The sequence below is a fragment of the Sphingosinicella xenopeptidilytica genome, from assembly GCF_042676985.1.
Taxonomy (GTDB): Bacteria; Pseudomonadota; Alphaproteobacteria; order Sphingomonadales; family Sphingomonadaceae; genus Sphingosinicella; species Sphingosinicella xenopeptidilytica.
Genome location: NZ_JBHTIK010000001.1, coordinates 263,407 through 287,449, shown reverse-complemented (window position 1 = coordinate 287,449; position 24,043 = coordinate 263,407). Strand labels below are relative to the sequence as shown.

Below are 24,043 nucleotides of genomic sequence, written 5' to 3'. Positions count from 1 at the left end.
GGAGGATGCCGATGAAGATCCTTGTGCCCGTGAAGCGGGTGATCGATTACAACGTGAAGGCCCGCGTGAAGTCCGACCAGTCGGGCGTCGAACTTGCCAACGTCAAGATGAGCATGAACCCCTTCGACGAGATTGCCGTCGAGGAGGCGATCCGCTTGAAGGAAAAGGGTGCGGCGACCGAAATCGTCGTGGTTTCCATCGGTGTTCAGCAGTGCCAGGAAACGCTGCGCACCGCGCTCGCGATGGGCGCCGACCGCGGCATCCTCGTCACCACCGACGTTTCCACCGAGCCGCTCGCGGTCGCGAAGATCCTCGCGAAAATCGCCGAAGCGGAAGGCCCCGGCCTCATCATCCTCGGCAAGCAGGCGATCGACGACGACGCCAACCAGACCGGCCAGATGCTCGCCGCACTGCTCGGCTGGGCGCAGGGCACCTTCGCCTCCAAGGTTGAAGTGGCGGGCGACAAGGTGAACGTGACGCGCGAAGTCGACGGCGGCCTCGAGACGGTAAGCCTGAAGGCCCCGGCCATCATCACCACCGATCTGCGCCTCAACGAGCCGCGCTATGCCTCGCTGCCGAACATCATGAAGGCGAAGTCCAAGCCGATCGATGCGAAGACGCCCGCCGACTACGGCGTCGACGTCACACCGCGCCTGAAGACGCTGAAGGTCAGCGAGCCGCCGAAGCGGCAGGCGGGCATCAAGGTCGATTCGGTCGACGCTCTCATCGGCAAACTCAAGGAAATGGGAGCGATCGCATGAGCGTCCTCGTCCTCGCTGAACATGACAACGCCTCGATCAAGGACGCGACCCGCGTCGCCGTGACGGCTGCCGGCAAGCTCGGCGGCGATGTGCACGTGCTCGTCGCAGGCCAGGGCGCGCAGGGTGCCGCCGATGCTGCCGCGAAGATCGCAGGCGTTTCCAAAGTGCTGCTCGCCGACGATGCGGCCTATGCCAACGGCCTTGCCGAAAACGTCGCGCCGCTGATCGAAGGCCTGATGGCGAACTACGACGCGCTCGTCGCTCCCGCCACCACATCGGCCAAGAACATCGCGCCGCGCGTCGCCGCGAAGCTCGATACGCAGCAGATCTCCGAGATCACCGGCATCGTCGACGCCAGCACGTTCGAGCGGCCGATCTATGCAGGCAACGCCATCGCCACCGTGCAGTCGGGCGACGCCAAGAAGGTGATCACCGTGCGCGGCACGGCCTTCGAGAAGGCCGGTGACGGCGGCTCGGCAAGCATCGAGACAGTCTCCGGCAGCGGTGACGCGGGCCTTTCCAGCTTCGTCGGTGCCGAGATCGCCAAGCTCGAGCGCCCCGAGCTCACCTCCGCCAAGATCATCGTGTCGGGCGGCCGCGCGCTGAAGGACAGCGACACGTTCCAGCAGGTCATCTTCCCGCTCGCCGACAAGCTTGGCGCGGCTGTGGGCGCATCGCGCGCAGCCGTCGACGCGGGCTACGTGCCGAACGACTATCAGGTCGGCCAGACCGGCAAGATCGTCGCGCCGGAACTGTATGTCGCGATCGGCATCTCGGGCGCCATTCAGCACCTCGCGGGCATGAAGGACTCGAAGGTGATCGTCGCCATCAACAAGGACGAGGATGCCCCGATCTTCCAGGTCGCTGATCTCGGCCTCGTCGGTGACCTCTTCACCATCGTTCCCGAACTCACGCAGAAGCTGTAGGCCATGAAAACGGTAGGGGTCATCGGCTCAGGCCTGATGGGCAACGGCATCGCACACGTCTCCGCGCTCGCCGGGTTCGACGTCATCCTTTCGGATGTGGAACTCGCGCGCGCCGAAGCGGGCAAGGCCGTCATCGAGAAGAATCTCGGCCGCGCCGTCGCCAAGGGCACGATGCAGGTGGACGAGGTTGAAGCGACGCTCGCGCGCATCCGCCTGACCACGGACCCCGCCGCCTTTTCGGACTGCGACCTCGTCATCGAGGCGGCGACCGAGAACGAGGCGGTGAAGAAGGCGATCTTCAAGGGCCTAGCCCTGAAGGACTCCGCGCTTCTCGCCTCCAACACCTCGTCGATCTCGATCACGCGGCTGGCGGCGGCAACCGACCGACCCGACCGCTTCGTCGGCCTCCATTTCTTCAACCCCGTGCCGGTGATGAAGCTCGTGGAGATCATCCGCGGACTCGCGACCTCGGACGCCACGACAGCGGCGATGCACGCCTTCTGCAAGGCGATCGGCAAGACCACGGTGGAAGCGCTCGACAGCCCGGCGTTCATCGTCAACCGCGTGCTCTGCCCGATGCTGAACGAGGCGATTTTCGCGCTCGGCGAAGGTGTCGGTTCGGTGGTCGATATCGATCAGGGTATGCGCCTCGGCGCCAATCACCCGATGGGCCCGCTGACGCTCGCCGATTTCGTGGGCCTCGATACGCTGCTCAGCGTCATGCACGTGATGCAGGAAGCGACCGGCGATCCCAAGTATCGTCCCGCGCCGCTGCTCGTGAAGTACGTCGAAGCCGGCTGGTACGGCCGGAAGTCCGGCAAGGGCTTCTACGACTATTCGGGCGAGACGCCGGTTCCCACCCGCTAGACGGAGAGTAGCAGGCCCGCGAGGGCTGCGCTCATCAGGTTCGCAAGGCTGCCCGCAACGAGCGCCTTGATGCCGAGCTTCGCGATCATCGGGCGCTGGCTGGGCGCGAGACTGCCCGTCACCGCCATCTGGATCGCGATCGAACTGAAGTTTGCGAAGCCGCAGAGCGCGAAGGTGACGATCGCTACGGTCGCGGGCGACAGCGCCGCCTGCTGCGCGCTGAGATCGATATAGGCGACGAACTCGTTGAGGACGACCTTGGTGCCGAAGAGGCCGCCCGCGATGCCGGCTTCATCCCACGGCACGCCGAGCAGGTACATGATCGGCGCGAACACGTAGCCGATGAGCTGCTGGAAGGTGAGGCCTTGAAGCCCAAACCAGCCACCGACCCCTGACAGCAGCCCGTTCGCAAGCGCCACCAGCGCCACGAACGCCAGCACCATCGCGCCCACGGCGACCGCGAGTTTCACGCCGGTCTGAGCGCCCTGTGCCGCGGCCATGATGATGTTCGCGGGCTTTTCCTCATCATGGTCGGAGATTTCCACGACCTCGCCCTGCGTGCGCGCAAGGTCGGCAGGATCGTCGGGCATGATCAGCTTCGCCATCAAGATGCCGCCCGGCGCCGCCATGAAGCTCGCCGCGAGCAGATAATCGATGCTGATCCCCATCGATGCATAAGCAGCGAGGATCGTGCCCGCGACGCCCGCCATGCCGGATGACATCACCGCAAAGAGCTGTGCAGGGCTGAGGCCCGCCAGATAGGGCCGGATCACGAGCGGCGATTCGCTCTGGCCGACGAAGATGTTCGACGCCGCGCACAGCGATTCGACCTTGCTGATGCCCGTGATCTTCTCGAGCCCACCACCGATCCAGCGGATGATGAGCTGCATCACACCGAGGTGATAGAGGATGGCGATGAGCGCGGCGAAGAAGATGATCGTGGGCAGCGCCTGAAACGCGAAGCTCTGCCCGAGTGGATCGCCGAGCAGCTTGCCGAACAGGAATTCGGAGCCCGCGCGCGCATAGCCGAGGAGTTCACCGACGCCTGCGGAAAGCCAGGCAAGCGCGCGCCGTCCGGCCGGAACATAAAGCACGAGCACAGCAATTCCGGCCTGAAGCGCGAAGGCGGCGCCAACGACACGCAGACGGATGGCCTTGCGATTGGAGGACAAAAGAACGGCGATGGCGAGGATGAGCGCAATGCCGCCAAGGCCGATCAATATTCGCATTGTTCCCCCGGCGAACGCGTGCTCCAGACCCCAAGCTATATAGCTTTCTCGGGCCGCGAAAAGCCGTTAGCAACAGGCGATGACGACCGCCGCCGCGCCGATATCTCGCTCGCTCTTCGTGCTTTCGATCCTCTACGGCGGCATGACCTGTATCGCCGGTATCCTCGGCAACAAGCAGGTGGCGCTGGGGCCACTCGCGGTCGAGGCGGGCATCTTCGCCTTCCTGCTGCTCGTCGTGCTGTCGAGCGCGGTTGCCGAGCTGCACGGCCGCGAGACGGCGAACCGGCTGGTGCTGTTCGGGTTCGTGCCGCTTCTGGTTTCGATGCTGCTGATCATCATCGTGCTCACGCTCCCGGCCTCGCCCGAGATGGACCCGGCGCGCCTAGCCGGTTTCCAGCTCGTGCTGGCGCAAAGCCCGCGGCTGATGGGCGCCGGAATCGTCGCTTACGGCATCTCGCAGTTTCTGAATGTCGGCCTGTTCAGCCTGATGCGCCGTGAAGGCGGGCTGCTGTGGCTGCGCGGCGCGCTCGCGAGCGTGCTCTCGCAAATCGTCGACACGCTGATCTTCATCACGCTCGCCTTCTACGGCGTATTCCCGATCCTCGATCTGATGATCGGCCAGATGCTAACGAAAGTGGTGCTGTCGGTCGTGCTGGTGCCGCCATTGATCCACAGCTTCGTCGCGCTCGGCCGGAAACTCGATTCGAAGAGCTAGCGGCAAAGAGGGGCGTGATCGCCCTCTTCGATTTCGACGGTGGCGTGATCGACATGGAAACGCGATTGCAACCGTTCGCGGATTGCCGCCTTCACCAACGTCGGTGACGCATCGGGACGGATGCGTGCGTGGAGCGTTGTCATCGGGCGCTCCTCGCTGATCGACCAGACATGAATGTGGTGGACGCTTTCGACGCCGTCGACGTTCGCCGTGAGGTCGGCGGCAACCGTATCCGCCTCGAGGCCACTCGGCGCACCTTCGAGGAGGATATGCGCTGCGTCCCGCGTCACACCCCACGCGCTCCTGAGGATGATGAGCGCAACGAACACCGACAGCAGCGGATCGGCCGCCGTCCAGCCCGTGCCCATGATGATGAGCGCTGCTGCGATGGTGCCCACCGAGCCGAGCAGGTCGCCCGCGACATGCGCGAGCGCGCCGCGAATGTTGAGATTGCCGCGGTCCGCACCCAGCAGCATCCAGAACGCGAGAATGTTCACGACGAGACCGAGCACCGCGACCCATAGCATCGTCGGCGCCGCGATCGGCGGCGGTGATTGCAGACGTTCCGTCGCTTCCCAGAGGATGACCGCCGCGATCACGAACAACGTAAGCCCGTTGACGAACGCCACCAGCACCGAAAAACGGTCAAAGCCATAGGTGCGCCGCCAGTCGGCAGGACGAGCGGCAAGGTGGAAACCGAACCACGCGAGGGCAAGCGCAGCGAAATCGGTGAGCATGTGGCCGGCGTCGGCGAGCAGCGCCAATGATCCCGATACGATGCCGCCGGCCACTTCGGCGAGCATGAAGCTTCCCGTAAGCAGCGCGGCGAGGCCAACACGGCGCTGGTTGCCCGCGCTGACCTTCGGCGCATGCGAATGGCCAGCGCCATGATCATGGCCGTGATGATCATGCCCATGATGGTCGTGGTGATCGTGATCGCTGCCCATAGGTTGCCTATGCTCCCACGCTCGTACTTATGTCAATAAAAACAGAATGTTATGAGATAACACGCCCCGCGCTCTTTCCCTTTCGCGCCGAGCCTTTATAGCGGCGCACGATCACGCCTGAGGAGTCCTGCCGAATGTCTGCCGACCACACGCCCGATCCGGCCATGCTCGCCAAGGCTGAAACGCTGACGGAGGCGCTGCCCTTCATCCAGAAATATGTCGGCCAGACCTTCGTGGTGAAATACGGCGGTCACGCGATGGGCGACCCCGAGCGCGCGATCGACTTCGCGGAGGACGTGGTGCTGCTGAAGGCGATCGGCATCAACCCGATCGTCGTGCACGGCGGCGGGCCGCAGATCGGCAACATGCTCGGGCGGCTCGGCATCAAGTCGGAGTTCGTGGACGGCCTGCGCGTTACCGACGCGGCCACCGCCGAGGTCGCGGAAATGGTGCTGGCGGGCGCCATCAACAAGGATCTCGTCAGCTGGATCGGCCGTGCGGGCGGTACCGCAGTTGGCATTTCCGGCAAGGACGCACGGCTCGTGACGGCGCGCAAGCTGACGCGCACAGCGCGTGATCCGGACAGCGCCATCGAACGCGTCGTCGACCTTGGCTTCGTCGGTGAGCCGATCGCGGTGAACGCCAAGATCCTCGATCTGATGACGCGCTCCGATGTGATCCCGGTCATCGCCCCGATCGCCGAGGACGCGGAAGGCCACACCTACAACATCAATGCCGACACGATGGCGGGCGCAATCGCGGGCGCCGTGGGCGCGGCGCGGCTGATGCTGCTCACCGACGTTCCGGGCGTACTCGCGAAGGACAAGTCGCTGCTCACCGATCTCACGCCCGCGCGCATCGAGGAACTGATCGCCGACGGCACGATTTCGGGCGGCATGATCCCCAAGCTCGAAACCTGCCTCTCCGCCGTAACCGGCGGCGTCGAGGCTGCTGTGATCCTCGACGGCCGCGTACCGCACGCGCTGCTGCTCGAAATCTTCACGCGCAAGGGCGCGGGCACGCTCGTTCGCGCCTAGCCAGAAGTTGCGCGGCGCAACTTTTCAGGCAGTGCCGTGCGCACGCTGGATGCGGTGAATCCTGAGGCAGGGAATCACGATCAGCAGGTTGGCGAGCCCGACGGCGAGCAGGATTTGGGGCACATCGAGTCCGGCTTTCAAAAGTACGCCGGAGCCGAGCGCCGCGGCGACCATGAAGCCTGAATTGATGATGTTGTTGGCCGCGATGGTCCGCGCCCGCGCCGAAGGGTCGCTCGCGGTCTGCAACAGCGCGTAGAGCGGAACGATGAACGCGCCCGCCGCAACGGAGAGCCCGAAAAGGTCGAGCACGATGCGCCAGCTCCCAGGATCGGAAAGGAAGGCGCCAACGCCGATAAGTTCGGCATGGGGCACGTCGAACGCACGGATCGCGAAATAGAGGTCGGCGATGAACGCGGTCATCAGCACCGCCGATGCGGGTGCGTAGCGGACGGAGACGGCACCTTTCAGGAGGCGCGCGACGACGAGCGAGCCGGCCGCGACACCGACCGAAAAGATCGTGAGAAACAGCGTCGCCACGGTTTCCGCGCCGCCAAGATCACCCTTGACCAGCGGCACGAACAGGCTGGTGAACACGGCCCCCACCGACCAGAACCACGACACGGCGAGCACCGCACGACCGAGCTGTGGATCGCGCGTTACTTCGCGCGTGATGCGCAGCGAACTTGCAAGGATGTTCCATTCGATGCGCGCGCGGCCGGGCGGCGGTGCCGCGGGCACCTGCCGGCCGCTTACATAGCCGAGCACGGCGACCGCAACGATCGCCCACGCCGAAACCTGCGGCGCGAGGAGGCCGCCGGCGACTTGCCCGGTGAGGATGGCGATGAACGTGCCCGCCTCGACGAGGCCGGTTCCCGTGAGCAGTTCCCGTGGCGCGAGATGTTGAGGCAGGATCGCGTATTTGATCGGTCCGAAGAAGGTGGAGTGCAGACCCATCGAAAACAGCACCAGCATCATCAGCGGCACCGAACCCCATGTCAGCGCCGCTGCGCCTACGAGCATGATACCGATCTCAGCCGCCTTGATGATGCGGACGAGCCGCGCCTTGTCGACACTGTCGGCGATCTGTCCGGCGAGCGCGGAAAACAGCACGAAGGGCAGGATGAACACGCCCGCCGCCACGGTGACGATCTGTGCCGATGCCGCGGTATCCCCCGCGAGCAGCGTGTAGGTGATGAGGAACAGCATCGCCGTCTTGTAGAAATTATCGTTGAACGCGCCCAGGAACTGGGTGGCGAACAGCGGCCCGAACCGGCGCGCGGCGAGAAGAGGGATGCCCACGGCGGCGGACGCTAGCGCGCCGCGTGGACCTGCGAAAGCCCATCCTTGCGGAATGGACCGACGCAGGCCAGAATTGCCGCCTGAAAACAGTGGAGTCTGGACCATGGCGAGCAGACCGGAAGCACAGGGTTTCGATCTCAACCGGCCGACCATCGTGGCGCTGCTGATCCTCGTCGGCGCGGTCTCCGGTCTGCCGACTCTCATCGGTGCGATCCTCGCCTACGTTTGGCGGGGCGCGGCGGAGAACGCGCCGTGGGAGGAAAGCCACTACGCTTATCATATCCGCGGTTTCTGGATCACTGTCGTCGCAGTGATCGGGCTCGCCGTGTTGACACTCCTGTCGTTCGGCCTGCTCGCGTTTCTGTTTCCGCTGATCTCGATCTGGCTCGTCGTGCGGGCCATCGTTTCGATCGCGAAGGCGCAGCGCCACGAGCCGATGCCCGATCCGAACACGTATTTGTGGTAGTGATGCGGCCAACGTGCCGCGAAGTCCTTGGGAGAGTTTGACCGATGAGCGACGCCACGACCGCGACGTATCCTGTGCCCGCGCATACCGCCGCGCGGACGATCTGCGACACTGAAACCTACGAGGCGATGTACCGGCGCTCGCTCGAGGACCCCGATGGTTTCTGGCGCGAGCAGATTGGGATCGTCGACTGGATCAAGACGCCGGGCGTGATGGGCAACTGGTCTTACGCGCCGGTCGATATCAAATGGTTCGAGGACGGTGTGCTGAACGCCTGCTTCAACTGTGTCGACCGGCATCTGCCGGCGCGCGCCGACCAGCCGGCGATCGTCTGGGAGGCAGACGACCCAGACGCTGCGTCCATCACGCTCACTTATGCCGAGCTTCATGCGGAGGTGTGTCGGTTCGCGAACGCGCTGAAGGCGATGGGCGTCGCCAAGGGCGACCGCGTGACGATCTATCTGCCGATGATCCCCGAAGCCGCCGTCGCCATGCTGGCGTGCGCGCGGATCGGCGCGGTGCACAGCGTCGTCTTCGCGGGCTTTTCAGCCGAAGCCGTCGCGGGGCGCATCGACGACGCGAAGAGCGACTTCATCATCACCGCCGACGAAGGCCGCCGCGGCGGCAAGACGATTCCGCTGAAGCAGACCATCGACGACGCCATCTGCCACGCCTGGCACGAGGTGAAAGGCGTGCTCGTCGTGCGCCACACGGGCGCCGACGTGCCGATGACGCACGCGCGCGACAGCTGGTGGCACGACCGCCGCGAAACCGTCTCCGCCGACTGCCCGGCCGAGCCGATGAACGCCGAAGACCCGCTGTTCATCCTCTACACCTCGGGTTCGACCGGAAAGCCGAAGGGCGTGCTGCACACGACCGGCGGCTATCTCGTCTGGACGACGCTGACCTTCAAATACGTGTTCGACTGGCGCGACGAGGGCGCGCTCCACTGGTGCACGGCGGACGTGGGCTGGGTGACGGGGCACAGCTACATCGTCTACGGCCCGCTTTCGAACGGCGCCTCGACATTGATGTTCGAGGGCGTGCCCAACTATCCGGCGGTCGACCGCTTCTGGGCGGTGATCGAAAAGCACCGGCCCGCCACCTTCTACACCGCGCCGACCGCGCTCCGGGCGCTGATGCGCGAGGGCGACGCGCCCGTGCTGAAACACGACCTCTCCTCGCTCCGCCTCCTCGGCACCGTGGGCGAACCGATCAACCCCGAAGCCTGGCTCTGGTATCATCGCGTCGCCGGCAAGGAACGCCTGCCGATCGTCGACACGTGGTGGCAGACGGAAACCGGCGGCATCCTGATCTCGCCGCTGCCGGGAGCGATCCCCACAAAGCCGGGCAGCGCAACGAAGCCGTTCTTCGGCATCGAGCCCGCGCTCGTGGACGCCGACGGCAAGTTCATCGAAGGCCCGGCCTCGGGCAACCTCGTGCTCAAGAGCTCGTGGCCGGGGCAGGCACGCACGCTCTACGGCGATCACCAGCGTTTCGCCGAGACCTATTTCTCCGCCTACAAGGGCCTCTACTTCACCGGCGACGGTTCGCGGCACGACGAGGACGGCTACTGGTGGATCACCGGCCGCGTCGACGACGTGCTCAACGTTTCAGGCCACCGGCTCGGCACCGCGGAGGTGGAATCGGCGCTCGTCGGCCACCCCAAGGTCGCGGAGGCCGCGGTCGTCGGCTACCCGCACGACATCAAGGGCCAAGGCATCTACTGCTACGTGACGCCGATCGCGGGCGTGGAGGGCGACGCCGCGCTCGAAGCCGAGCTGAAGGCGGAAGTGCGCCGCGAGATCGGGCCGATCGCGACGCCCGACCAGATCCATTTCACCCCCGCGCTGCCCAAGACGCGCTCCGGCAAGATCATGCGGCGTATCCTGCGCAAGATCGCCGAGAACGACTTCGGATCGCTTGGCGACACGACGACGCTCGCCGACCCTTCTGTCGTCGACAGCCTGATCGCGGGACGAAAAAACCGGTAGCCGAAACCGAATCATAACGTGTGCGGACTATGCGGGAACGATTGCCGGGACCGCCCAACTCCGGCAATATACGCTCCGGCTGCGGGCGGCGCCGGAAACGGCGACAGGGGTTTCGCCAACCAGCACATTTGAACATGGGGAAGTTTATGAAGATCCTGAAAACACTCGGCTTCGGCATTGCCGTGGCCGCCATGGCCGTCGCTTCGGGCACGGCATCCGCGCAATCCCAGTCCTCCGCGCGCAAGGCGCAGACGAAGAGTATGCAGGAAATCCCGGTCTGCCAGAAGCGGCTCGGCACGGTTTCCATCGTCGAGCCGGACACCAACTGGTGGCAGCAGCTCGGGCTCGGCAGCCCGGAGGCGATCATCAAGCTGTTCGTGATGAAATCCGGCTGCTTCGGCCTCGTCGATCGCGGCAAGGGCCTCGCCAGCCGCAACATCGAGCGCGCGCTCGCCGATTCCGGCGAACTGCAGAAGGGCTCCAACATCGGCAAGCGCCAGGTGAAGGCGGCCGACTATTTCATCGTTCCCGACCTCGTTTCGAAGAACGAGAACTCGGGCGGCGGCGGCATCGGCGCCATCGCCGGCGGCCTGCTCGGCAGCCGCACGCTCGGTATGCTCGCGGGCGGCCTTTCCACGAAGAGCAAGGAAGCCAACGTCATGCTGACGCTGGTGAACGCGCGCACCACCGAGCAGGAGCGCCTGACCGAAGGCTACTTCCGCAAGAAGGACCTTTCGTGGGCGGCCGGCGGCGGTGGCGGCTGGTGGGGCGGCTTCGGCGGCGTCGGCGGCGGCAGCTATGCCAACACCGAGATCGGCCAGGTGATCACGCTCGCCTATCTCGACGCCTACAAGCAGCTCGTGACGCAGCTCGGCGGCCTGCCGGAAGACCCGAGCGCCGCGGCGCCGGTCGCGCAGTAAGCCTGAGAACACCGGCCTGAGAACACCGGAAGGGGGCGGCACCGCATGGCGCCGCCCTTTTTCTTTGCCTGAAAGAACAGCCGTGATCGACAACACCGTCTGGAAGGGGCGTTTCCTCGAAGCCGTCGTTGAAAAGGACTGGGAGTATGTTCGCCGCCCCGGCGGCATGGGCGCCGCCGTCATCCTCGCCGTGACGGCCGCTGCAGAGATCGTGCTTGTTGAGCAGTATCGCGTGCCGCTCGGCGCGCGCTGCCTCGAACTTCCGGCCGGGCTCGTCGGCGACGACGGCCCCGAGGAGGTGCTGACGGCGGCGCGTCGCGAGCTTGAGGAGGAAACCGGTTTCCGCGCCGAAACCGTGGAAGACCTCGGCGTGTTCACCTCCTCTCCCGGCATGACGAGCGAGCACTTCACGCTGGTGCGGGCAACAGGGCTTGCCCGTGTCGGACCCGGCGGCGGCGTCGATGGCGAGGCCATCACCGTTCACTGCGTTCCGCTTCGAACATTGCCGGAGTTTATCGCCGAAAAGCGCCGTGCAGGCGTGATGATCGACGTCCGGCTGCTTGCCGCGCTGACGCTGCTGTGAAAGCGCGGGACTTGCGGCAAGCGACCGTCGGTGGTTAGGGAAGGGGCATGACCGCATCCAACGACCGCGACAACGGCATCCCGGACGACGTGCTTGGCGCCGTCCGCCGTCTTATCGAATGGGCCGGAGACGATCCCGCACGCGAGGGGCTCGCCGATACGCCGGGCCGCGTCGCGCGCGCCTACCGCGAGTATTTCCGCGGCTATGCCGAAGACCCCGCGCGCCACCTTTCGCGCACCTTCGAAGAGGTCGGCGGCTATGACGAGATCGTGCTGCTGCGCGACATCGCCTTCCAGTCGCACTGCGAACATCACATGGCGCCGATCATCGGCAAGGCGCATATCGCCTATCTACCGGGCGACCGCGTCGTCGGCATCTCGAAGCTCGCGCGCGTCCTCAAAGGGTTCGCCTCGCGCCTGCAGGTGCAGGAGCGACTGACCGCCGAGGTCGCCGACTGCATCTGGGAGCATCTGCAGCCGCGCGGCGTCGCCGTGGTGATCGAGGCGGCGCACGCCTGCATGTCTGCGCGCGGCGTTAACACCCCCGGCGTCACCATGACGACGAGCCGCATGATGGGCGTGTTCCGCGACGACGAGCGCAGCCGCAAGGAAGTGCTGAGCCTGATGGGGCTCTAGGGCGGATCGTTTAAACCGGGATCGCGGTCCAGCGCCCCGCTAACCTTCGCAGAAGAGTTGCCCGTTCCGGTTCCCTGCGCGGTAGGATGGGCACTGGCGCGGCGTGATCATCGTTCGCTGCCATACGCCCTTTGCGTTCTGGCAGCTTGCGATCAGGTTTCCGTTGTTCCCGGTCGAAGCATCGCGGCAGCTCGTTTCAAAGGAGCCGCTCCAGCGATAACTGCCGCCGCCATCCGTTTCGCAAAACAGCGTGCCGTTGCGGTTGCCGAAGGACCGGCAGGTGCCGATGCGCGCCGCAGCGGGGCGATACGTGTTGTTCGCGGTGAGACACTGCGCGCGGAGATAGCCGTTGCGGACCTGACCGTCGCGGCAGGACTGCTGCCACGAACCGCCGGGCAGCGGACCCGGAAGCGGTGTCGGCCGATCATTGTCGTAACCCATGCACGCGGCAAGCAAGAGCGGCGCGGCGAGCGCACCGACAAGTCCCGTAACCCGCATTGGACCTCTCCCCAGTTGAGCGGGGATCTTCCGAGTCACTGCGACTCGAAAAGCCCCAGCATTGCAGGAGGATACCGCAATCCCTGGTGGGCAGAAAGCACGGCTCACCGCATCGCGGCGATCCAGTCGCGCACCAGCGCGAGACCCGCTTCGTCGGGCTGCGTGCGGCCAAGCTCCGGCATCATGACGCCGGGTTCGGTCGATTCCATCCGATAGGTGAGGATCGAGCGGTCCGGATGACCGGGATCGATCGAGACCATGCGCCCGCCGGAGCCGCGCCCCGCCGCGACCGGTCCCTTGCCGATGCCGATGTGCGGACCCGAAGGCGTCTCCCAAGTGAGGAACAGGCCCGAGTTCGACGCGGGGCCGTCGGGCTTGTGGCAATGGCCGCAATTAACGTCGAGATAGGCGCGGGCGCGGCGTTCGAGGCTTTCGTTCGCGTCCTTCCAGTCCGGCAGGCGCGGTGCGTTTTCAGGGACGCCGGTGACAAGGCCGAGGCGCGAGAGGCGCGCGAGATTGTTTTCGCCCTCGAAATCGTGGTTGAGGTTCCGCGCCTTGGGGCCGATCGGCACCAGCGTGTTCCCGGTGGCGTGGCAGCCCTTGCACTGGTTGACGTTGGGCACCTGCCAGTCGAGCGGTATGGACTTGCCGGCGCCGTCGTGGCCGATGACGGCGACGCGCGCGCCGGCGCGTTTCAGCGTGGCCACACTATCGTCAGCGTTCCACGCATAGGGCCACGCCTTCCAGCCGTCCGCCTGATGGACGAGGAGCCGCGTCTCGATGAGATCGAGGTTGCCGTCCGCACGTGTGAAACCGAAATGCTTGATGAGCACGCTGCCCACGGGAATGTCGAGCAGGCCTTCGCCTGTGTAACGCGCGGTCTTGCCCTCCGGCACATAGAGGAAGCGAGCCTTGTCGGCGTGATCCGAGAAGAGCGGCGTTGCGAGGCCATAGGGGACGACGCGGGCGTTTGGTCGCGTCGCGCCGCCATCGAGGAACAGGCCGGTTTCGGCGAGCGTCGCCGGTGCCGCAGCGCCCGCGAGAACCGCGTCGTTCACCGTCGGGGGCGCGGCGGAGGCGACCAGCAGCGCGGCCGCAAGCAGGGCGGCGGCGCGCAGCATCAGGGCATCGGCTGATCGGCAGGAAGCACCACGGCGGCAAGCGCTGCGGAAGCGCCCGCAGGCGCGACCGGCGCTGGCTGCGCCTTCGAGGGCGGCGTTCCGGCGACGGCAAGCCCGAGCGACACCATCGGTGCGTCGCTCGCGGGGGTGGTCGTGGTATCGTCGGGCTTGTCGCCGAAGCGCGTCACGCCATCCCACAGCACCGGCGGCAGGCCGCCGCCGAGCGCAGCGGCAAGCTCCACGCCACCCGGGAATTTGGGGTCCCAACCGTTCCTGCCGAGCACGTTGCCGAAGATGCGGACATTGCGCGCGAGCGGGTTGTAGCTCGCGTCCTCGAACGGCCGCACGTAGGAAACGACCATCACCGCCGCCGTGCGATTGCCCTCGATGCGGTTGCCGGAAACCTCGACGTTCTCGTTCGCCATCACCATGATGCCGAGGCCCTGCGGTACCTCAGCGACGATGTTGCCGGGCGGGGCGAAGTTCGGCGTGTCGTTGTCGACGACCGTGTTCGAGAAGATGCGCGTCGAGTGCCCCCCCATCTTCGGCAGGTTCGGCAGATCGAAGACGAGGATGCCGCCGGTGTTGTGGTGCGCGAGGTTGCCGTAGACGTCGGCGTGCTTAGAGTTCTCGATCTCGATGCCCGCGACGTTGAAGCTGACGCGGTTGTTGCGAACGATGATGTTTTCGGACTGGCCGACGTAGACGCCCGCGTCCGAGCAGGCGACGACCTCCGAATTCTGCACGAGCACGTTCGTCGCTTCGACCGGATAGAGGCCGTAGGCGCCGTTGTCCTTGTGCGGCCCGCGCGTCCAGACGACGCGCAGATTGTCCATCGTGATGCGATCGACGCCCTTCGCCTTGATGCCGTCGCCCTTCGTGTCCTCAACCGAAAAGCCGGTGAGCAGCACGCGGTCCGACGTGACGAGCAGCCCCTCGCCTGCCCCCGTCTGGCCCTTGAAGCTGAGCACGCTCGCTGCGGGCCCGGCGCCGCGCACGGTGACATTGTCGACATCGAGCGACAGGCCGTTCGTCAATCGGAAGGTGCCCGCGCCGAGCTCGATCACATCGCCCGGCTGCGCCTCGATGAGCGCGGTCTGCAACACCTCCTGATCATTGTCGCCGGGCGCGACAACAATGGTCCTCGCCCATGCGGGTGATGCCGAAACCAGCAGAAACGCCAGCAATGCCTTGCGCATCATGTCCATCCTCCCCTTTTCCGGCCATTATCGTCAGCTTGACGAACCCTGCCAACCCTGCGGAAACTGAGCGGGAGACCTTGAGGGAGGCCCATCATGCACGACATCGTCATTCGCGGCGGAACGATCGTGGACGGCACCGGCGGCGCGCCGTTCACCGGCGACATCGCCATCGACAACGGCCGCATCAGCGCGGTCGGCAACGTGAACGAGGCAGGCCGCGAAGAAATCGACGCGGCCGGCCAGATCGTGACGCCCGGCTTCGTCGACATCCACACGCACTACGACGGGCAGGCGACGTGGGATGACGTCATGGCCCCTTCCGCCTGGCACGGCGTGACCACCGTGATCATGGGCAACTGCGGCGTCGGCTTCGCGCCCGCGCGGCCGGACCGGCACCAGTGGCTGATCGGCCTGATGGAAGGCGTCGAGGACATTCCCGGCACCGCGCTCGCCGAGGGTATGACATGGAACTGGGAGAGTTTTCCCGAGTACCTCGGCGCGCTCGAAGCCCTGCCGCGCACCATCGACGTCGCCTGCCACGTGCCTCACGGCGCCGTGCGCGCCTATGTGATGGGCGAACGCGGCGCCGCGAACGAAGCGCCGACCGCGGACGAGATCGAGGCGATGTCCCGGATCGTCGAAGAAGGTCTGCGCGCCGGCGCGCTCGGCTTCTCGACCTCGCGCACCGTGATCCACAAGTCCGTGGACGGCGAGCTTGTGCCCGGCACCACCGCCACCGCCGAGGAGCTGATCGGCATCGGCCGCGCGATGGGCCGCGTCGGCCACGGCGTGTTTGAAATGGCATCCGACCTGATGCCCGAATGGAACGAGTTCGACTGGATGAAGCGCCTGTCGAAGGAAACCGCGATGCCGGTGACCTTCGCCATGCTGCAATCACCGCTCAAAGCCATGCACTGGACCGACCAGATGGCCGCGACGAAAGCCGCGAACGACGACGGCGCCAACATCCGCGCGCAGATCTCGCTGCGCGGCACCGGCGTGCTGATGGCATGGCGCGGCACCGTGCACCCGTTCGTGATGCGCCCGTCGTGGCAGGCGATCGCCGGCAAGCCTTGGGCCGAGCAGCTCGCGACGCTGCGCGACCCTGCGTTCCGCGCAAAGCTGCTTGCCGAGGACAACCTGCCGCCGCCGCACCCGGACACGGCGGCGCTGTTCATGCTGGTGACGCAGGGCTGGACGATGCAGTTCCCGCTCGGCGAGGAGCCGGACTACGAGCCCGCACCCGAACGCAGCCTCGCCGCGCTCGCGAAGGCGAGCGGCAAGAGCCCGGCCGAGGTGGCCTATGACGTCATGATGGAGGGAGATGGCACGGGCTTCGTCTATCTGCCGATCCTCAATTACGTGGACGGCAACCTCGACTTCGTGAAGGGCCTGCTGGAGCGCGACGACACGGTCATCTCGCTGTCGGACGGCGGCGCGCATTGCGGCACGATCTGCGACGCGGCCTCCCCCACCTTCCTGCTGACGCACTGGGTGAAGGGCCGCGCGCGCGGCCGCATCCCGCTCGAACTCGCGATCAAACGGCAGTGCCGGGATACTGCCCTCCTCTACGGCCTCGCCGATCGCGGGCTGCTCGCGCCGAGGTATCTCGCCGATCTCAACGTCATCGATCTCGATCGGCTCAAGCTCGGCAAGCCGTGGCTGGCATTCGACCTCCCGGCGGGCGGCAAGCGGCTGCTGCAGACGGCGGATGGGTATACCGCGACGATCAAGTCCGGCGCCGTCACCTTCCGGAACGGCGCGGTGCAGGCAGCACGGCCCGGGCGCGTCGTGCGCGGTCCGCAGGCGGAACCGTTGCTAATGGCGGCGGAATAAGCGAAAAGGGCCCTGTATTAGTTGACTGATACGGAAGGGGTTCGTCCGATGCGCAAGTTCCTGCTCCCGCTTTTCGCCGCGCTGACGCTCGCGGCGTGCGGCATCAATACCGTGCCGACGCGCGAGGAGGCCGTGAAGGCGGCGTGGGCCGAAGTGGAAAGCCAGTATCAGCGGCGCGCGGACCTGATCCCGAACCTCGTCGCCACGGTGAAGGGTTTCGCCGCGCAGGAACGCGAGGTACTCGAAGCGGTCACGCAGGCGCGCGCCTCCGCCACGCAGACGACTATCAACACCGACCAGCTCACCGACCCCGCCGCCGTCGCGCGCTTCCAGGCCGCGCAGGACCAGCTTTCGGGCGCGCTTTCCCGCCTGCTCGTCACCGTCGAGCGCTATCCGGACCTGAAATCGAACGAGAATTTCCTCGCGCTGCAATCGCAGCTCGAAGGCACAGAAAACCGCATCACCGTCGCGCGGCGCGATTACAACCAGTCGGTACAGGCCTACAACACCGAGATTCGCACCTTCCCGAGCCTGATCGCGGCGAAGTTCATCTACGGCGCCGAGCCGATCACGCCCTTCAAGGCCACCACCGCCGGAGCCGAAACCGCGCCGACCGTCTCTTTCGAATAGAGATGCGCTGGCTGGCGTGCCTCGCCGCGCTGTTGCTGGCGTTCCCAGCGGCAGCGCAGGAGTTCCCGAAGCTTTCGGGACGCGTCGTCGATGCCGCTGATCTCTTGTCGCCTGAAACCGAGGCCGCGCTCACCGAAAAGCTGAAGACGCTGGAAGACACGACGACACGCCAGCTCGTCGTGGCCACGATCCCCGACCTGCAGGGATACGACATCGCGGACTACGGCTACCGGCTCGGCCGCAACTGGGGCCTCGGCCAGAAAGAGGATGACAATGGCGCGCTGCTCATCGTCGCGCCCAACGAGCGCAAGGTGCGCATCGAGGTCGGCTACGGCCTTGAAGGCTATCTGACGGACGCGCTCTCGTCCGTCATCATCAACCGGCAGATCGTGCCCCGTTTCCGCGAGGGTGACATGGAAGGCGGCGTCGTTGCCGGCACCGACGCCATCGTCGCGCAGCTCTCGCTTCCCCCCGAGGAAGCCCGCGCGAACCTGATCGCCGCGCGCGAGCGGGGGCAGGAAGAGACGCGGCACGGGCTTGGGCTTATCCCCACCATCCTCATCATCTGGTTCGTATTCTGGATGCTGCGCGGCGTGCTCGGCGGCAAAAGGCGGCGCGGGCGCGGCGGGCCCATCATCATCTGGGGACCAGGGAGTGGCGGCAGCTGGGGTAGCGGGGGCTGGGGCGGCGGTTCCTCGGGCGGGTTCGGCGGTGGCGGATTTTCCGGCGGTGGCGGCAGCTTCGGCGGCGGCGGTGCGAGCGGGAGCTGGTGATGCGGCTGACCAACGATGAACACGCCCGCATCAGTGACGCCATTACGTCAGCGGAACAGACGACATCCGGCGAAATCTTCTGCGTGGTTACGCAGCGCACGGACGATTACCGCGCCGTCCCCTTCGCATGGGCGGCGCTCGCCGCGATCGTTCTGCCCCCGCTCCTGCTCTGGATCGGCATTCCCGATCCGCTGTGGTTCACGAGCGGCGGCTGGAGCGACGGCGGGCATCCCGCGCCGCGGCTCATCATCGCGCTCTATGCCTCGCTTTCAGCGCTGCTCTTCGTCGCAGCGTTCCTCGTCGTGCGCATTCCGCCGGTCCTGCACCTGCTCACCCCGCGGTCGCTGCAGCGCAGCGCCGTGCACCGCGCGGCTGTCGAGAGCTTCCTCTCGCATGGCATTCATGTCACCGAAGACCGCACCGGCGTGCTCATCTTCCTGTCGCTTGAAGACCATGCCGCCGAGATCGTTGCCGACGAGGGTATCTATGCGAAGGTCGCGCACGATGTGTGGGGCGATGCGCTGGATGCGCTGCTCGCCGAGGTTCGGGACGGCAGGATTGCTGAAGGTTTCATCAAGGCGATCGGACTGTGCGGTGGCGTGCTTTCGGCCCACTTCCCGCCATGCGAACGCAATCCCAACGAACTGCCGGACAAGCTGATTGAAATTTAGAGCATCGTGCGGAAAAGTGGGAAGCGGTTTTCCGCCAGGAACGATGCGGCCACGAAAATGTATTGCAGGCAAGGGGACTGAAAATGTTGAATGAATTCAAGGCCTTTATTGCAAAGGGCAATGTGCTTGACCTCGCCGTCGCGGTCATCATCGGCGGCGCATTCGGAACCATCGTCACCTCGCTGACACAGGATGTGATCATGCCCGTGATCGGCGCGATCTTCGGCGGGCTCGATTTTTCGAGCCTCTTCATCCGTCTCGGCGCCGTGCCCGAAGGCTATGCGGGATCGCTGACCGACTACGCGGCGCTCAAGGAAGCAGGCGTGCCGATGCTCGGCTACGGTGCCTTCATCACCGCCGCAATCAACTTCCTGATCCTCGCCTTCATCATCTTCCTGCTCGTGCGCACGGCCAACAAGCTGATCGTGAAGAAGGAAGAAGCACCTGCCGGCCCGAGCGAGGAGGTGCTGCTGCTTCGCGAAATCCGGGATTCGCTGAAGAAATAGTCTTCACTGTCAAAAGCAAAGGGCCGCGCGACTGTCTCGTCGCGCGGCCCTTTTTCATGTCCGGCTTTTGTTAGAGCGCGCTGCGCGAAATCAGACGCAGGACGCGCGCTCTATCTCTTTGTTGACGCATCGTTCCTGGCGGAAAACCGGTTCCCACTTTTCCGCACGATGCTCAGAAGCGCTCGCCCGAAAGCCGCTGGCAGAGCATGTCGAGCTGATCGAGATCGCTGTAGAACAGCGTCAGCTTTCCGCCTTCCCCATCGAACTCGAGCCGTACACGGAGGCCGAGCTGCTCGGCGAGCTGGCCTTCCAGCGATTCAAGATCGGCACTGCGGGCCGCTTCGCGCGGCGCAGCCTTGCGAGGTGCGCGCGGCTTCTTCGCCCGCGCCTCGACCTCGCGCACCGAGAGGCCCATCTGCACGACGTCGCGCGCCAGCGCCGAGGGGTCGGGCGCGGTGAGCAGCGCGCGCGCGTGACCCATAGTGAGCCGCCCATCGATCAGCAGGTCGCGCACGTCATCCGGCAGATCGAGCAAGCGCACGAGATTCGCGACATGGCTGCGCGACTTGCCGACGATGCGGGCGATGTCTTCCTGCGTATGGCCGTAGTCGTCGATCAGCCGCTTGTAGCCTTCCGCCTCTTCGATCGCGTTCAGATCCTGGCGCTGAATATTCTCGACGAGCGCGACCTCGAACGCTTCTTCGTCGGTTAGGCGCCGGACGAGCACGGGCACGTCGTGGAGCTGCGCGGCCTGCGCCGCACGCCAGCGGCGTTCGCCCGCCACAATCTCGAAACGGCCGCCATCCACCGGGCGCACGAGGATCGGCTGGAGCAGGCCCTGACGCTTCACCGAGGCGATGAGTTCGGCCTGCGCGGTCTCGTCGAAGCGGCGGCGCGGCTGCTTCGGGTTCGGCGAGATCATCGCCATCGAGAGCATCTGCGCGCCCATGCTACTGCCCGCGTCGCCCGCCGGAACCACTGGCGCTGCTGTCCCGGCTTCGGTGCGCGGCGGCAAGGCGGCGCTCCCCATTTCCTCAAGCAGGGCGGACAGGCCGCGGCCGAGGCCGGTGGGACGCTTAGGCTGAGACATGGACCAGTACTTTCAAAGGATTAAGCGGCGCGCGCGTGCGGTTCGGTCCGCCCCAGAAGCTCGCGGGAGAGATCGATATAGGCTTCGGAGCCGGCGCAGCGGTGATCGTAGACAAGAGCGGGAAGCCCGTGGCTCGGCGCCTCGGACAGGCGGACGTTGCGCGGAATGATCGTCTCGAACACGATCTTGCCGAGAACCGCCCGCACGTCCGCGGCTACCTGTTCGGAGAGGCGGTTGCGCTTGTCGTACATCGTCAGCACCACACCGATGATGTTGAGCCGCTGATTGTACCCTGCGCGCACGCGCTCCACCGTGTTCAGAAGCTGGCTGAGGCCTTCAAGCGCGAAGAACTCACACTGGAGCGGCACGAGCAGAGACTGCGCGGCGACCATCGCGTTCATCGTCAGAATGCCGAGCGACGGCGGGCAATCGATGATGATGTAGTCGTAGGCCTGCATCGCCGGCGCCTCGAGCGCGGCGTCGAGGCGGTGGATGCGGCCCTCCATCTCGACGAGTTCGACCTCGGCGCCCGACAGATCGACCGTCGAAGGGATCAGCGACAGGCGCGGGATCGCGGTGGAAACGACAGCATCTTCTGCGCTGCACGCACCGATCAGCACATCATAGCTCGTGCGCTGGCGGGTGTGCTGATCGACCCCGACGCCGGTCGAGCTGTTACCCTGCGGATCAAGATCCACGATCAGCACACGCCGCCCGGTCGCGGCGATCGCCGTCGCGACGTTGATGGCGGTCGTGGTCTTGCCGACACCGCCCTTCTGATTTGCCACCGCGATTCTGATCACCGACGCCTCCGTACACTGTGCGCCCGCACGATCCGCCCCCGCGAATCGGTAAGACTGGGAATCAATTCATGTTCGAAAACGAAGCGGCGCCTGGCTTCCGCAAGCTCGTCCTCAACCGCCGCGCCTTTCAGCAACAGCCACGTGCAGGACTTTGCCGCATAGGGTTCACCCCAGTCAAACAGCTTCGCGAGCGGCGCGCAGGCACGCGCAGTGATCGTGTCGAACTTGACGGAACCGAGCGATTCCACGCGCTGATTCAAGACCTTGACGTTTCGCTCCAATCCCAGTGCGTCGCGCACGGTTTCAAGGAACACCGTCTTTTTGCGAATCGAATCGACAAGCGTGACCGAATCACCCGTCATCAGCGCGATGACCATTCCGGCGAAGCCCGCGCCGCTGCCGATATCGAGCCAGGTCGGGCGATGTGCAGCACCTTCGCGCTCGGTGAGCTGGAGAAGCTGCGCCGAATCGGCGAAGTGACGGACCCAGACGTGCGGCAGCGTCGCTGGCCCGACGAGGTTGAACTTCGTCTGCCACTCGGTGAGCAACTCGGCATAGATATCGAGCTTCGCCAATGTTTCACGTGAAACATTGAACGTCCGCGCAAACCATGCGCGCTGCTCTTCGGGAGACTCAGGCGGCGCGTTTGACATGGCGGAGCAGTGCGGTGAGGGCAGCGGGGGTGACACCGGCGACGCGTGCAGCGGCACCCAGGCTGTCGGGTCGAGCGCGCTTAAGGCGATCGATCATCTCGTTCGACAAGCCGCCGATCACGGAATAGTCGAGATCGTGGGGCAGGCGCAGCGCCTCATCGCGACGAAAGGCGTCGATCTCGTCGGACTGTCGTTCCAGATAGACAGCGTAGCGCGCATCCGTGTGCAGTTGCTCGGCGTGTGCCTCCGAAATATCGGAAAGTTCGGGCCAGACCGCTGCGGCGTCGGTCCACGCGACATCGGGAAAACGCAGCCATTCGAACGCCGACCGCGTCACGCCATCCTGACGTACCGCGAGACCCGAGCGCTGCAGGTGGGCGGGTGATGCGCGGGCCGCCTCGAGGAGCGCCCGCCCCTTCGCAAGCGCCTCGGCACGTTCGCGATAAAGGCGAGCACGATCACCGCCCAGCAGGCCGAGAGCGATCGCCTTTTCGGAGAGTCGCTGATCGGCATTGTCGGCGCGCAGGTGCAGGCGATACTCGGCGCGCGAGGTGAACATCCGGTAGGGCTCGGTTACGCCCTGCGTCACGAGATCGTCGATCATCACGCCGATGTAGGATTCGGCGCGATCGAACCCGCCCTCTTCCAATCCCAGCGCCGCCCGCGCGGCGTTCAGCCCAGCGACCAGCCCCTGCCCCGCGGCCTCCTCGTAGCCGGTCGTCCCATTGATCTGCCCAGCAAAAAACAGGCGCGGGATCGCGTGCAGTTCGAGCGTCCGTGAAAGCGCGCGCGGATCGATATAGTCATACTCGATCGCATAGCCCGGCCGCGCGATCTCGACGCGCTCCAACCCGGTGAGCGTACGCAGGAATGCCAGCTGCACATCCACGGGAAGTGAAGTGGAGAGGCCGTTCGGATAGATGAGAGGATCATCGAGCCCCTCCGGTTCCAGAAAGACCTGGTGCCCGTCGCGATCGCCGAAGCGCATCACCTTGTCTTCGATCGACGGGCAATAGCGGGGGCCGGTGCCTTCGATGCGTCCGCTATAGACTGCGCTGCTTTGAATGTTCTGGCGGATGATGTCGTGCGTGGTGACGTTGGTCCGCGTGATGCCACAGCTAAGTTGTGGATTCGTCGCTGCGCGCGTCGAGGCCGCGAAGAAGGAAGGCGCTTCATCTCCCTCCTGCCACTCGACACGCGTCCAGTCGATCGTCCGACCGTCGAGGCGCGCGGGCGTTCCGGTCTTGAGGCGTGCCATCGGCAAGCCGAGGTCGCGTAGACGGCGCGCGAGCGCGACAGACGATGCCTCGCCAACGCGTCCCCCGGCATGGACATCACCCCCAACGTGGATGACCCCGCCAAGGAAGGTGCCGGTGGTGAGCACCACCGCACGCGCGGCGATTTCCGATCCGTCTGAAAGTACGACTCCGGATAGGCCGTCCGCATCGACGAGCAAATCGTCAACGCGCGCTTCCAGAACCTGCAAACCGTTTTGGGTATCGATCGCTTGCTGCATCGCGCGGCGATATAGCTTGCGGTCGGCCTGCGCGCGGGGGCCCTGGACCGCTGGCCCCTTGCGGCGATTGAGCAGTCGGTACTGGATCGCCGCCGCGTCAGCGGCTTCCGACATGACACCGCCGAGCGCATCAAGCTCCCGAACGATATGCCCCTTGCCGAGGCCGCCAATCGCCGGGTTGCAGGACATGACACCGATGGTTTCCCGGCCCGGCGTTACCAACAACGTACGCGCACCCGTGCGCGCGGCGGCAGTCGCCGCCTCGCAACCGGCATGCCCGGCCCCGATGACGAGTACGTCGAATCGTTCCATTATGGGTGACGAACTATCCGAATCGGCGCTTCGTGTCGACGTCGTGTTTCACG

At 65.7% G+C, this 24,043-nt stretch carries 25 protein-coding genes; 15 read left to right on the top strand and 10 right to left on the bottom strand.

Going from position 1 to position 24,043, the window contains the following annotated elements; genetic code table 11:
- The first annotated feature begins 11 nt into the window (after window positions 1–11).
- Genes ACFQ00_RS01530 through ACFQ00_RS01520 form a run of 3 tightly spaced genes read left to right on the top strand, consistent with a single transcriptional unit; the run spans window position 12 to window position 2,554 of the window.
- The gene (locus tag ACFQ00_RS01530; protein ID WP_381485168.1) at window positions 12–761 is read left to right on the top strand and encodes an electron transfer flavoprotein subunit beta/FixA family protein; all 750 of its coding nucleotides are present in this window, start codon (window positions 12–14) and stop codon (window positions 759–761) included.
- Entirely contained in the window at window positions 758–1,687 is a 930-nt protein-coding gene (locus ACFQ00_RS01525) for an electron transfer flavoprotein subunit alpha/FixB family protein (RefSeq protein ID WP_381485164.1), read from the top strand. The genes ACFQ00_RS01530 and ACFQ00_RS01525 overlap by 4 nt, the downstream gene beginning before the upstream one ends.
- A gap of 3 nt (window positions 1,688–1,690) precedes the next feature.
- A complete protein-coding gene (locus tag ACFQ00_RS01520) occupies window positions 1,691–2,554 on the top strand; it encodes a 3-hydroxybutyryl-CoA dehydrogenase (RefSeq protein WP_381485162.1) in 864 nt (287 codons plus the stop codon).
- Here the strand turns inward: ACFQ00_RS01520 and ACFQ00_RS01515 are convergent.
- Window positions 2,551–3,783, bottom strand: coding sequence for a NupC/NupG family nucleoside CNT transporter (locus ACFQ00_RS01515; protein ID WP_381485160.1), 1,233 nt, complete (start codon window positions 3,781–3,783; stop codon window positions 2,551–2,553). The two genes, ACFQ00_RS01520 and ACFQ00_RS01515, sit on opposite strands and share 4 nt — an antisense overlap.
- A gap of 79 nt (window positions 3,784–3,862) precedes the next feature.
- On the opposite strand from ACFQ00_RS01515, the gene ACFQ00_RS01510 reads away from it, so the two are divergent.
- Complete coding sequence (locus ACFQ00_RS01510; RefSeq protein ID WP_381485157.1) at window positions 3,863–4,498, top strand: queuosine precursor transporter; 636 nt, start codon at window positions 3,863–3,865, stop codon at window positions 4,496–4,498.
- Here the strand turns inward: ACFQ00_RS01510 and ACFQ00_RS01505 are convergent.
- Window positions 4,495–5,445 (bottom strand): cation diffusion facilitator family transporter, encoded by a 951-nt coding sequence (locus ACFQ00_RS01505; RefSeq protein ID WP_381485154.1) that lies wholly within the window; start codon window positions 5,443–5,445, stop codon window positions 4,495–4,497. The genes ACFQ00_RS01510 and ACFQ00_RS01505 overlap by 4 nt on opposite strands.
- Window positions 5,446–5,579: 134 nt before the next feature.
- Between ACFQ00_RS01505 and argB the strand changes: the two genes are divergently transcribed.
- Entirely contained in the window at window positions 5,580–6,482 is a 903-nt protein-coding gene (gene argB / locus ACFQ00_RS01500; RefSeq protein WP_374596025.1) for an acetylglutamate kinase, read from the top strand.
- A gap of 24 nt (window positions 6,483–6,506) precedes the next feature.
- Here the strand turns inward: argB and ACFQ00_RS01495 are convergent, their stop codons facing one another.
- On the bottom strand, window positions 6,507–7,781 hold the full coding sequence (locus ACFQ00_RS01495; protein WP_381485152.1) for an MFS transporter: 1,275 nt from the start codon (window positions 7,779–7,781) through the stop codon (window positions 6,507–6,509).
- Window positions 7,782–7,884: 103 nt separating this feature from the next.
- Between ACFQ00_RS01495 and ACFQ00_RS01490 the strand changes: the two genes are divergently transcribed.
- The 5 genes from ACFQ00_RS01490 (at window position 7,885) to folE (ending at window position 12,379) form a co-directional block, all read left to right on the top strand.
- A complete protein-coding gene (locus ACFQ00_RS01490; protein ID WP_381485149.1) occupies window positions 7,885–8,247 on the top strand; it encodes a DUF4870 family protein in 363 nt (120 codons plus the stop codon).
- Window positions 8,248–8,291: 44 nt separating this feature from the next.
- A complete protein-coding gene (acs, locus tag ACFQ00_RS01485; protein WP_381485146.1) occupies window positions 8,292–10,241 on the top strand; it encodes an acetate--CoA ligase in 1,950 nt (649 codons plus the stop codon).
- A gap of 146 nt (window positions 10,242–10,387) precedes the next feature.
- Window positions 10,388–11,161 (top strand): CsgG/HfaB family protein, encoded by a 774-nt coding sequence (locus ACFQ00_RS01480; protein ID WP_381485142.1) that lies wholly within the window; start codon window positions 10,388–10,390, stop codon window positions 11,159–11,161.
- 82 nt (window positions 11,162–11,243) lie between these two features.
- A complete protein-coding gene (locus ACFQ00_RS01475; RefSeq protein WP_381485140.1) occupies window positions 11,244–11,744 on the top strand; it encodes an NUDIX hydrolase in 501 nt (166 codons plus the stop codon).
- Between the two features lie 47 nt (window positions 11,745–11,791).
- On the top strand, window positions 11,792–12,379 hold the full coding sequence (gene folE / locus ACFQ00_RS01470) for a GTP cyclohydrolase I FolE (RefSeq protein ID WP_381485138.1): 588 nt from the start codon (window positions 11,792–11,794) through the stop codon (window positions 12,377–12,379).
- 39 nt (window positions 12,380–12,418) lie between these two features.
- On the opposite strand, the gene ACFQ00_RS01465 is transcribed toward folE, so the two are convergent.
- The 3 genes from ACFQ00_RS01465 to ACFQ00_RS01455 all read right to left on the bottom strand — a co-directional run bounded on the left by ACFQ00_RS01465 (window position 12,419) and on the right by ACFQ00_RS01455 (window position 15,200).
- The gene (locus ACFQ00_RS01465; protein WP_381485135.1) at window positions 12,419–12,877 is read right to left on the bottom strand and encodes a CVNH domain-containing protein; all 459 of its coding nucleotides are present in this window, start codon (window positions 12,875–12,877) and stop codon (window positions 12,419–12,421) included.
- A 104-nt stretch (window positions 12,878–12,981) separates the two neighbouring features.
- Window positions 12,982–13,998, bottom strand: coding sequence for an SO2930 family diheme c-type cytochrome (locus ACFQ00_RS01460; protein ID WP_381485132.1), 1,017 nt, complete (start codon window positions 13,996–13,998; stop codon window positions 12,982–12,984).
- Entirely contained in the window at window positions 13,998–15,200 is a 1,203-nt protein-coding gene (locus ACFQ00_RS01455) for a parallel beta-helix domain-containing protein (RefSeq protein WP_381485129.1), read from the bottom strand. Before ACFQ00_RS01455 ends, ACFQ00_RS01460 begins: the two co-directional genes overlap by 1 nt.
- A 93-nt stretch (window positions 15,201–15,293) precedes the next feature.
- Between ACFQ00_RS01455 and ACFQ00_RS01450 the strand changes: the two genes are divergently transcribed.
- The 5 genes from ACFQ00_RS01450 (at window position 15,294) to mscL (ending at window position 19,616) form a co-directional block, all read left to right on the top strand.
- Window positions 15,294–17,036, top strand: a complete 1,743-nt coding sequence (locus ACFQ00_RS01450; protein WP_381485126.1) for an N-acyl-D-amino-acid deacylase family protein — start codon at window positions 15,294–15,296, stop codon at window positions 17,034–17,036.
- A gap of 48 nt (window positions 17,037–17,084) precedes the next feature.
- Complete coding sequence (locus tag ACFQ00_RS01445) at window positions 17,085–17,666, top strand: LemA family protein (protein ID WP_381485123.1); 582 nt, start codon at window positions 17,085–17,087, stop codon at window positions 17,664–17,666.
- A 2-nt stretch (window positions 17,667–17,668) separates the two neighbouring features.
- The gene (locus ACFQ00_RS01440; protein ID WP_381485120.1) at window positions 17,669–18,439 is read left to right on the top strand and encodes a TPM domain-containing protein; all 771 of its coding nucleotides are present in this window, start codon (window positions 17,669–17,671) and stop codon (window positions 18,437–18,439) included.
- A complete protein-coding gene (locus ACFQ00_RS01435; RefSeq protein ID WP_381485117.1) occupies window positions 18,439–19,110 on the top strand; it encodes a TPM domain-containing protein in 672 nt (223 codons plus the stop codon). Before ACFQ00_RS01440 ends, ACFQ00_RS01435 begins: the two co-directional genes overlap by 1 nt.
- Window positions 19,111–19,193: 83 nt before the next feature.
- Entirely contained in the window at window positions 19,194–19,616 is a 423-nt protein-coding gene (gene mscL, locus ACFQ00_RS01430) for a large conductance mechanosensitive channel protein MscL (RefSeq protein ID WP_381485114.1), read from the top strand.
- A gap of 172 nt (window positions 19,617–19,788) precedes the next feature.
- Here the strand turns inward: mscL and ACFQ00_RS01425 are convergent, their stop codons facing one another.
- Genes ACFQ00_RS01425 through mnmG form a run of 4 tightly spaced genes read right to left on the bottom strand, consistent with a single transcriptional unit; the run spans window position 19,789 to window position 23,993 of the window.
- Window positions 19,789–20,706: a ParB/RepB/Spo0J family partition protein gene (locus ACFQ00_RS01425; protein WP_381485112.1), complete on the bottom strand. Its 918-nt coding sequence runs from the start codon at window positions 20,704–20,706 to the stop codon at window positions 19,789–19,791.
- 20 nt (window positions 20,707–20,726) lie between these two features.
- On the bottom strand, window positions 20,727–21,509 hold the full coding sequence (locus ACFQ00_RS01420; RefSeq protein WP_381485109.1) for a ParA family protein: 783 nt from the start codon (window positions 21,507–21,509) through the stop codon (window positions 20,727–20,729).
- Window positions 21,506–22,084, bottom strand: a complete 579-nt coding sequence (gene rsmG / locus ACFQ00_RS01415) for a 16S rRNA (guanine(527)-N(7))-methyltransferase RsmG (RefSeq protein ID WP_381485107.1) — start codon at window positions 22,082–22,084, stop codon at window positions 21,506–21,508. Before rsmG ends, ACFQ00_RS01420 begins: the two co-directional genes overlap by 4 nt.
- Before the next feature lie 58 nt (window positions 22,085–22,142).
- Window positions 22,143–23,993 (bottom strand): tRNA uridine-5-carboxymethylaminomethyl(34) synthesis enzyme MnmG, encoded by a 1,851-nt coding sequence (gene mnmG, locus ACFQ00_RS01410; RefSeq protein WP_381485881.1) that lies wholly within the window; start codon window positions 23,991–23,993, stop codon window positions 22,143–22,145.
- Between the last annotated feature and the right edge of the window lie 50 nt (window positions 23,994–24,043).

What these genes read in the sequence shown, in the direction of transcription:
- ACFQ00_RS01530 (WP_381485168.1), top strand. Translation starts at nt 12, where the DNA reads ATGAAGATCCTTGTGCCCGTGAAGCGGGTGATCGATTACAACGTGAAG.
- folE (WP_381485138.1), top strand. Translation starts at nt 11,792, where the DNA reads ATGACCGCATCCAACGACCGCGACAACGGCATCCCGGACGACGTGCTT.
- ACFQ00_RS01455 (WP_381485129.1), bottom strand. Translation starts at nt 15,200, where the DNA reads ATGATGCGCAAGGCATTGCTGGCGTTTCTGCTGGTTTCGGCATCACCC.
- argB (WP_374596025.1), top strand. Translation starts at nt 5,580, where the DNA reads ATGTCTGCCGACCACACGCCCGATCCGGCCATGCTCGCCAAGGCTGAA.
- ACFQ00_RS01465 (WP_381485135.1), bottom strand. Translation starts at nt 12,877, where the DNA reads ATGCGGGTTACGGGACTTGTCGGTGCGCTCGCCGCGCCGCTCTTGCTT.
- ACFQ00_RS01435 (WP_381485117.1), top strand. Translation starts at nt 18,439, where the DNA reads ATGCGGCTGACCAACGATGAACACGCCCGCATCAGTGACGCCATTACG.
- ACFQ00_RS01515 (WP_381485160.1), bottom strand. Translation starts at nt 3,783, where the DNA reads ATGCGAATATTGATCGGCCTTGGCGGCATTGCGCTCATCCTCGCCATC.
- acs (WP_381485146.1), top strand. Translation starts at nt 8,292, where the DNA reads ATGAGCGACGCCACGACCGCGACGTATCCTGTGCCCGCGCATACCGCC.
- ACFQ00_RS01510 (WP_381485157.1), top strand. Translation starts at nt 3,863, where the DNA reads ATGACGACCGCCGCCGCGCCGATATCTCGCTCGCTCTTCGTGCTTTCG.
- ACFQ00_RS01450 (WP_381485126.1), top strand. Translation starts at nt 15,294, where the DNA reads ATGCACGACATCGTCATTCGCGGCGGAACGATCGTGGACGGCACCGGC.
- ACFQ00_RS01520 (WP_381485162.1), top strand. Translation starts at nt 1,691, where the DNA reads ATGAAAACGGTAGGGGTCATCGGCTCAGGCCTGATGGGCAACGGCATC.
- ACFQ00_RS01525 (WP_381485164.1), top strand. Translation starts at nt 758, where the DNA reads ATGAGCGTCCTCGTCCTCGCTGAACATGACAACGCCTCGATCAAGGAC.
- ACFQ00_RS01460 (WP_381485132.1), bottom strand. Translation starts at nt 13,998, where the DNA reads ATGCTGCGCGCCGCCGCCCTGCTTGCGGCCGCGCTGCTGGTCGCCTCC.
- ACFQ00_RS01440 (WP_381485120.1), top strand. Translation starts at nt 17,669, where the DNA reads ATGCGCTGGCTGGCGTGCCTCGCCGCGCTGTTGCTGGCGTTCCCAGCG.
- ACFQ00_RS01445 (WP_381485123.1), top strand. Translation starts at nt 17,085, where the DNA reads ATGCGCAAGTTCCTGCTCCCGCTTTTCGCCGCGCTGACGCTCGCGGCG.
- ACFQ00_RS01490 (WP_381485149.1), top strand. Translation starts at nt 7,885, where the DNA reads ATGGCGAGCAGACCGGAAGCACAGGGTTTCGATCTCAACCGGCCGACC.
- ACFQ00_RS01425 (WP_381485112.1), bottom strand. Translation starts at nt 20,706, where the DNA reads ATGTCTCAGCCTAAGCGTCCCACCGGCCTCGGCCGCGGCCTGTCCGCC.
- ACFQ00_RS01480 (WP_381485142.1), top strand. Translation starts at nt 10,388, where the DNA reads ATGAAGATCCTGAAAACACTCGGCTTCGGCATTGCCGTGGCCGCCATG.
- mscL (WP_381485114.1), top strand. Translation starts at nt 19,194, where the DNA reads ATGTTGAATGAATTCAAGGCCTTTATTGCAAAGGGCAATGTGCTTGAC.
- ACFQ00_RS01505 (WP_381485154.1), bottom strand. Translation starts at nt 5,445, where the DNA reads ATGGGCAGCGATCACGATCACCACGACCATCATGGGCATGATCATCAC.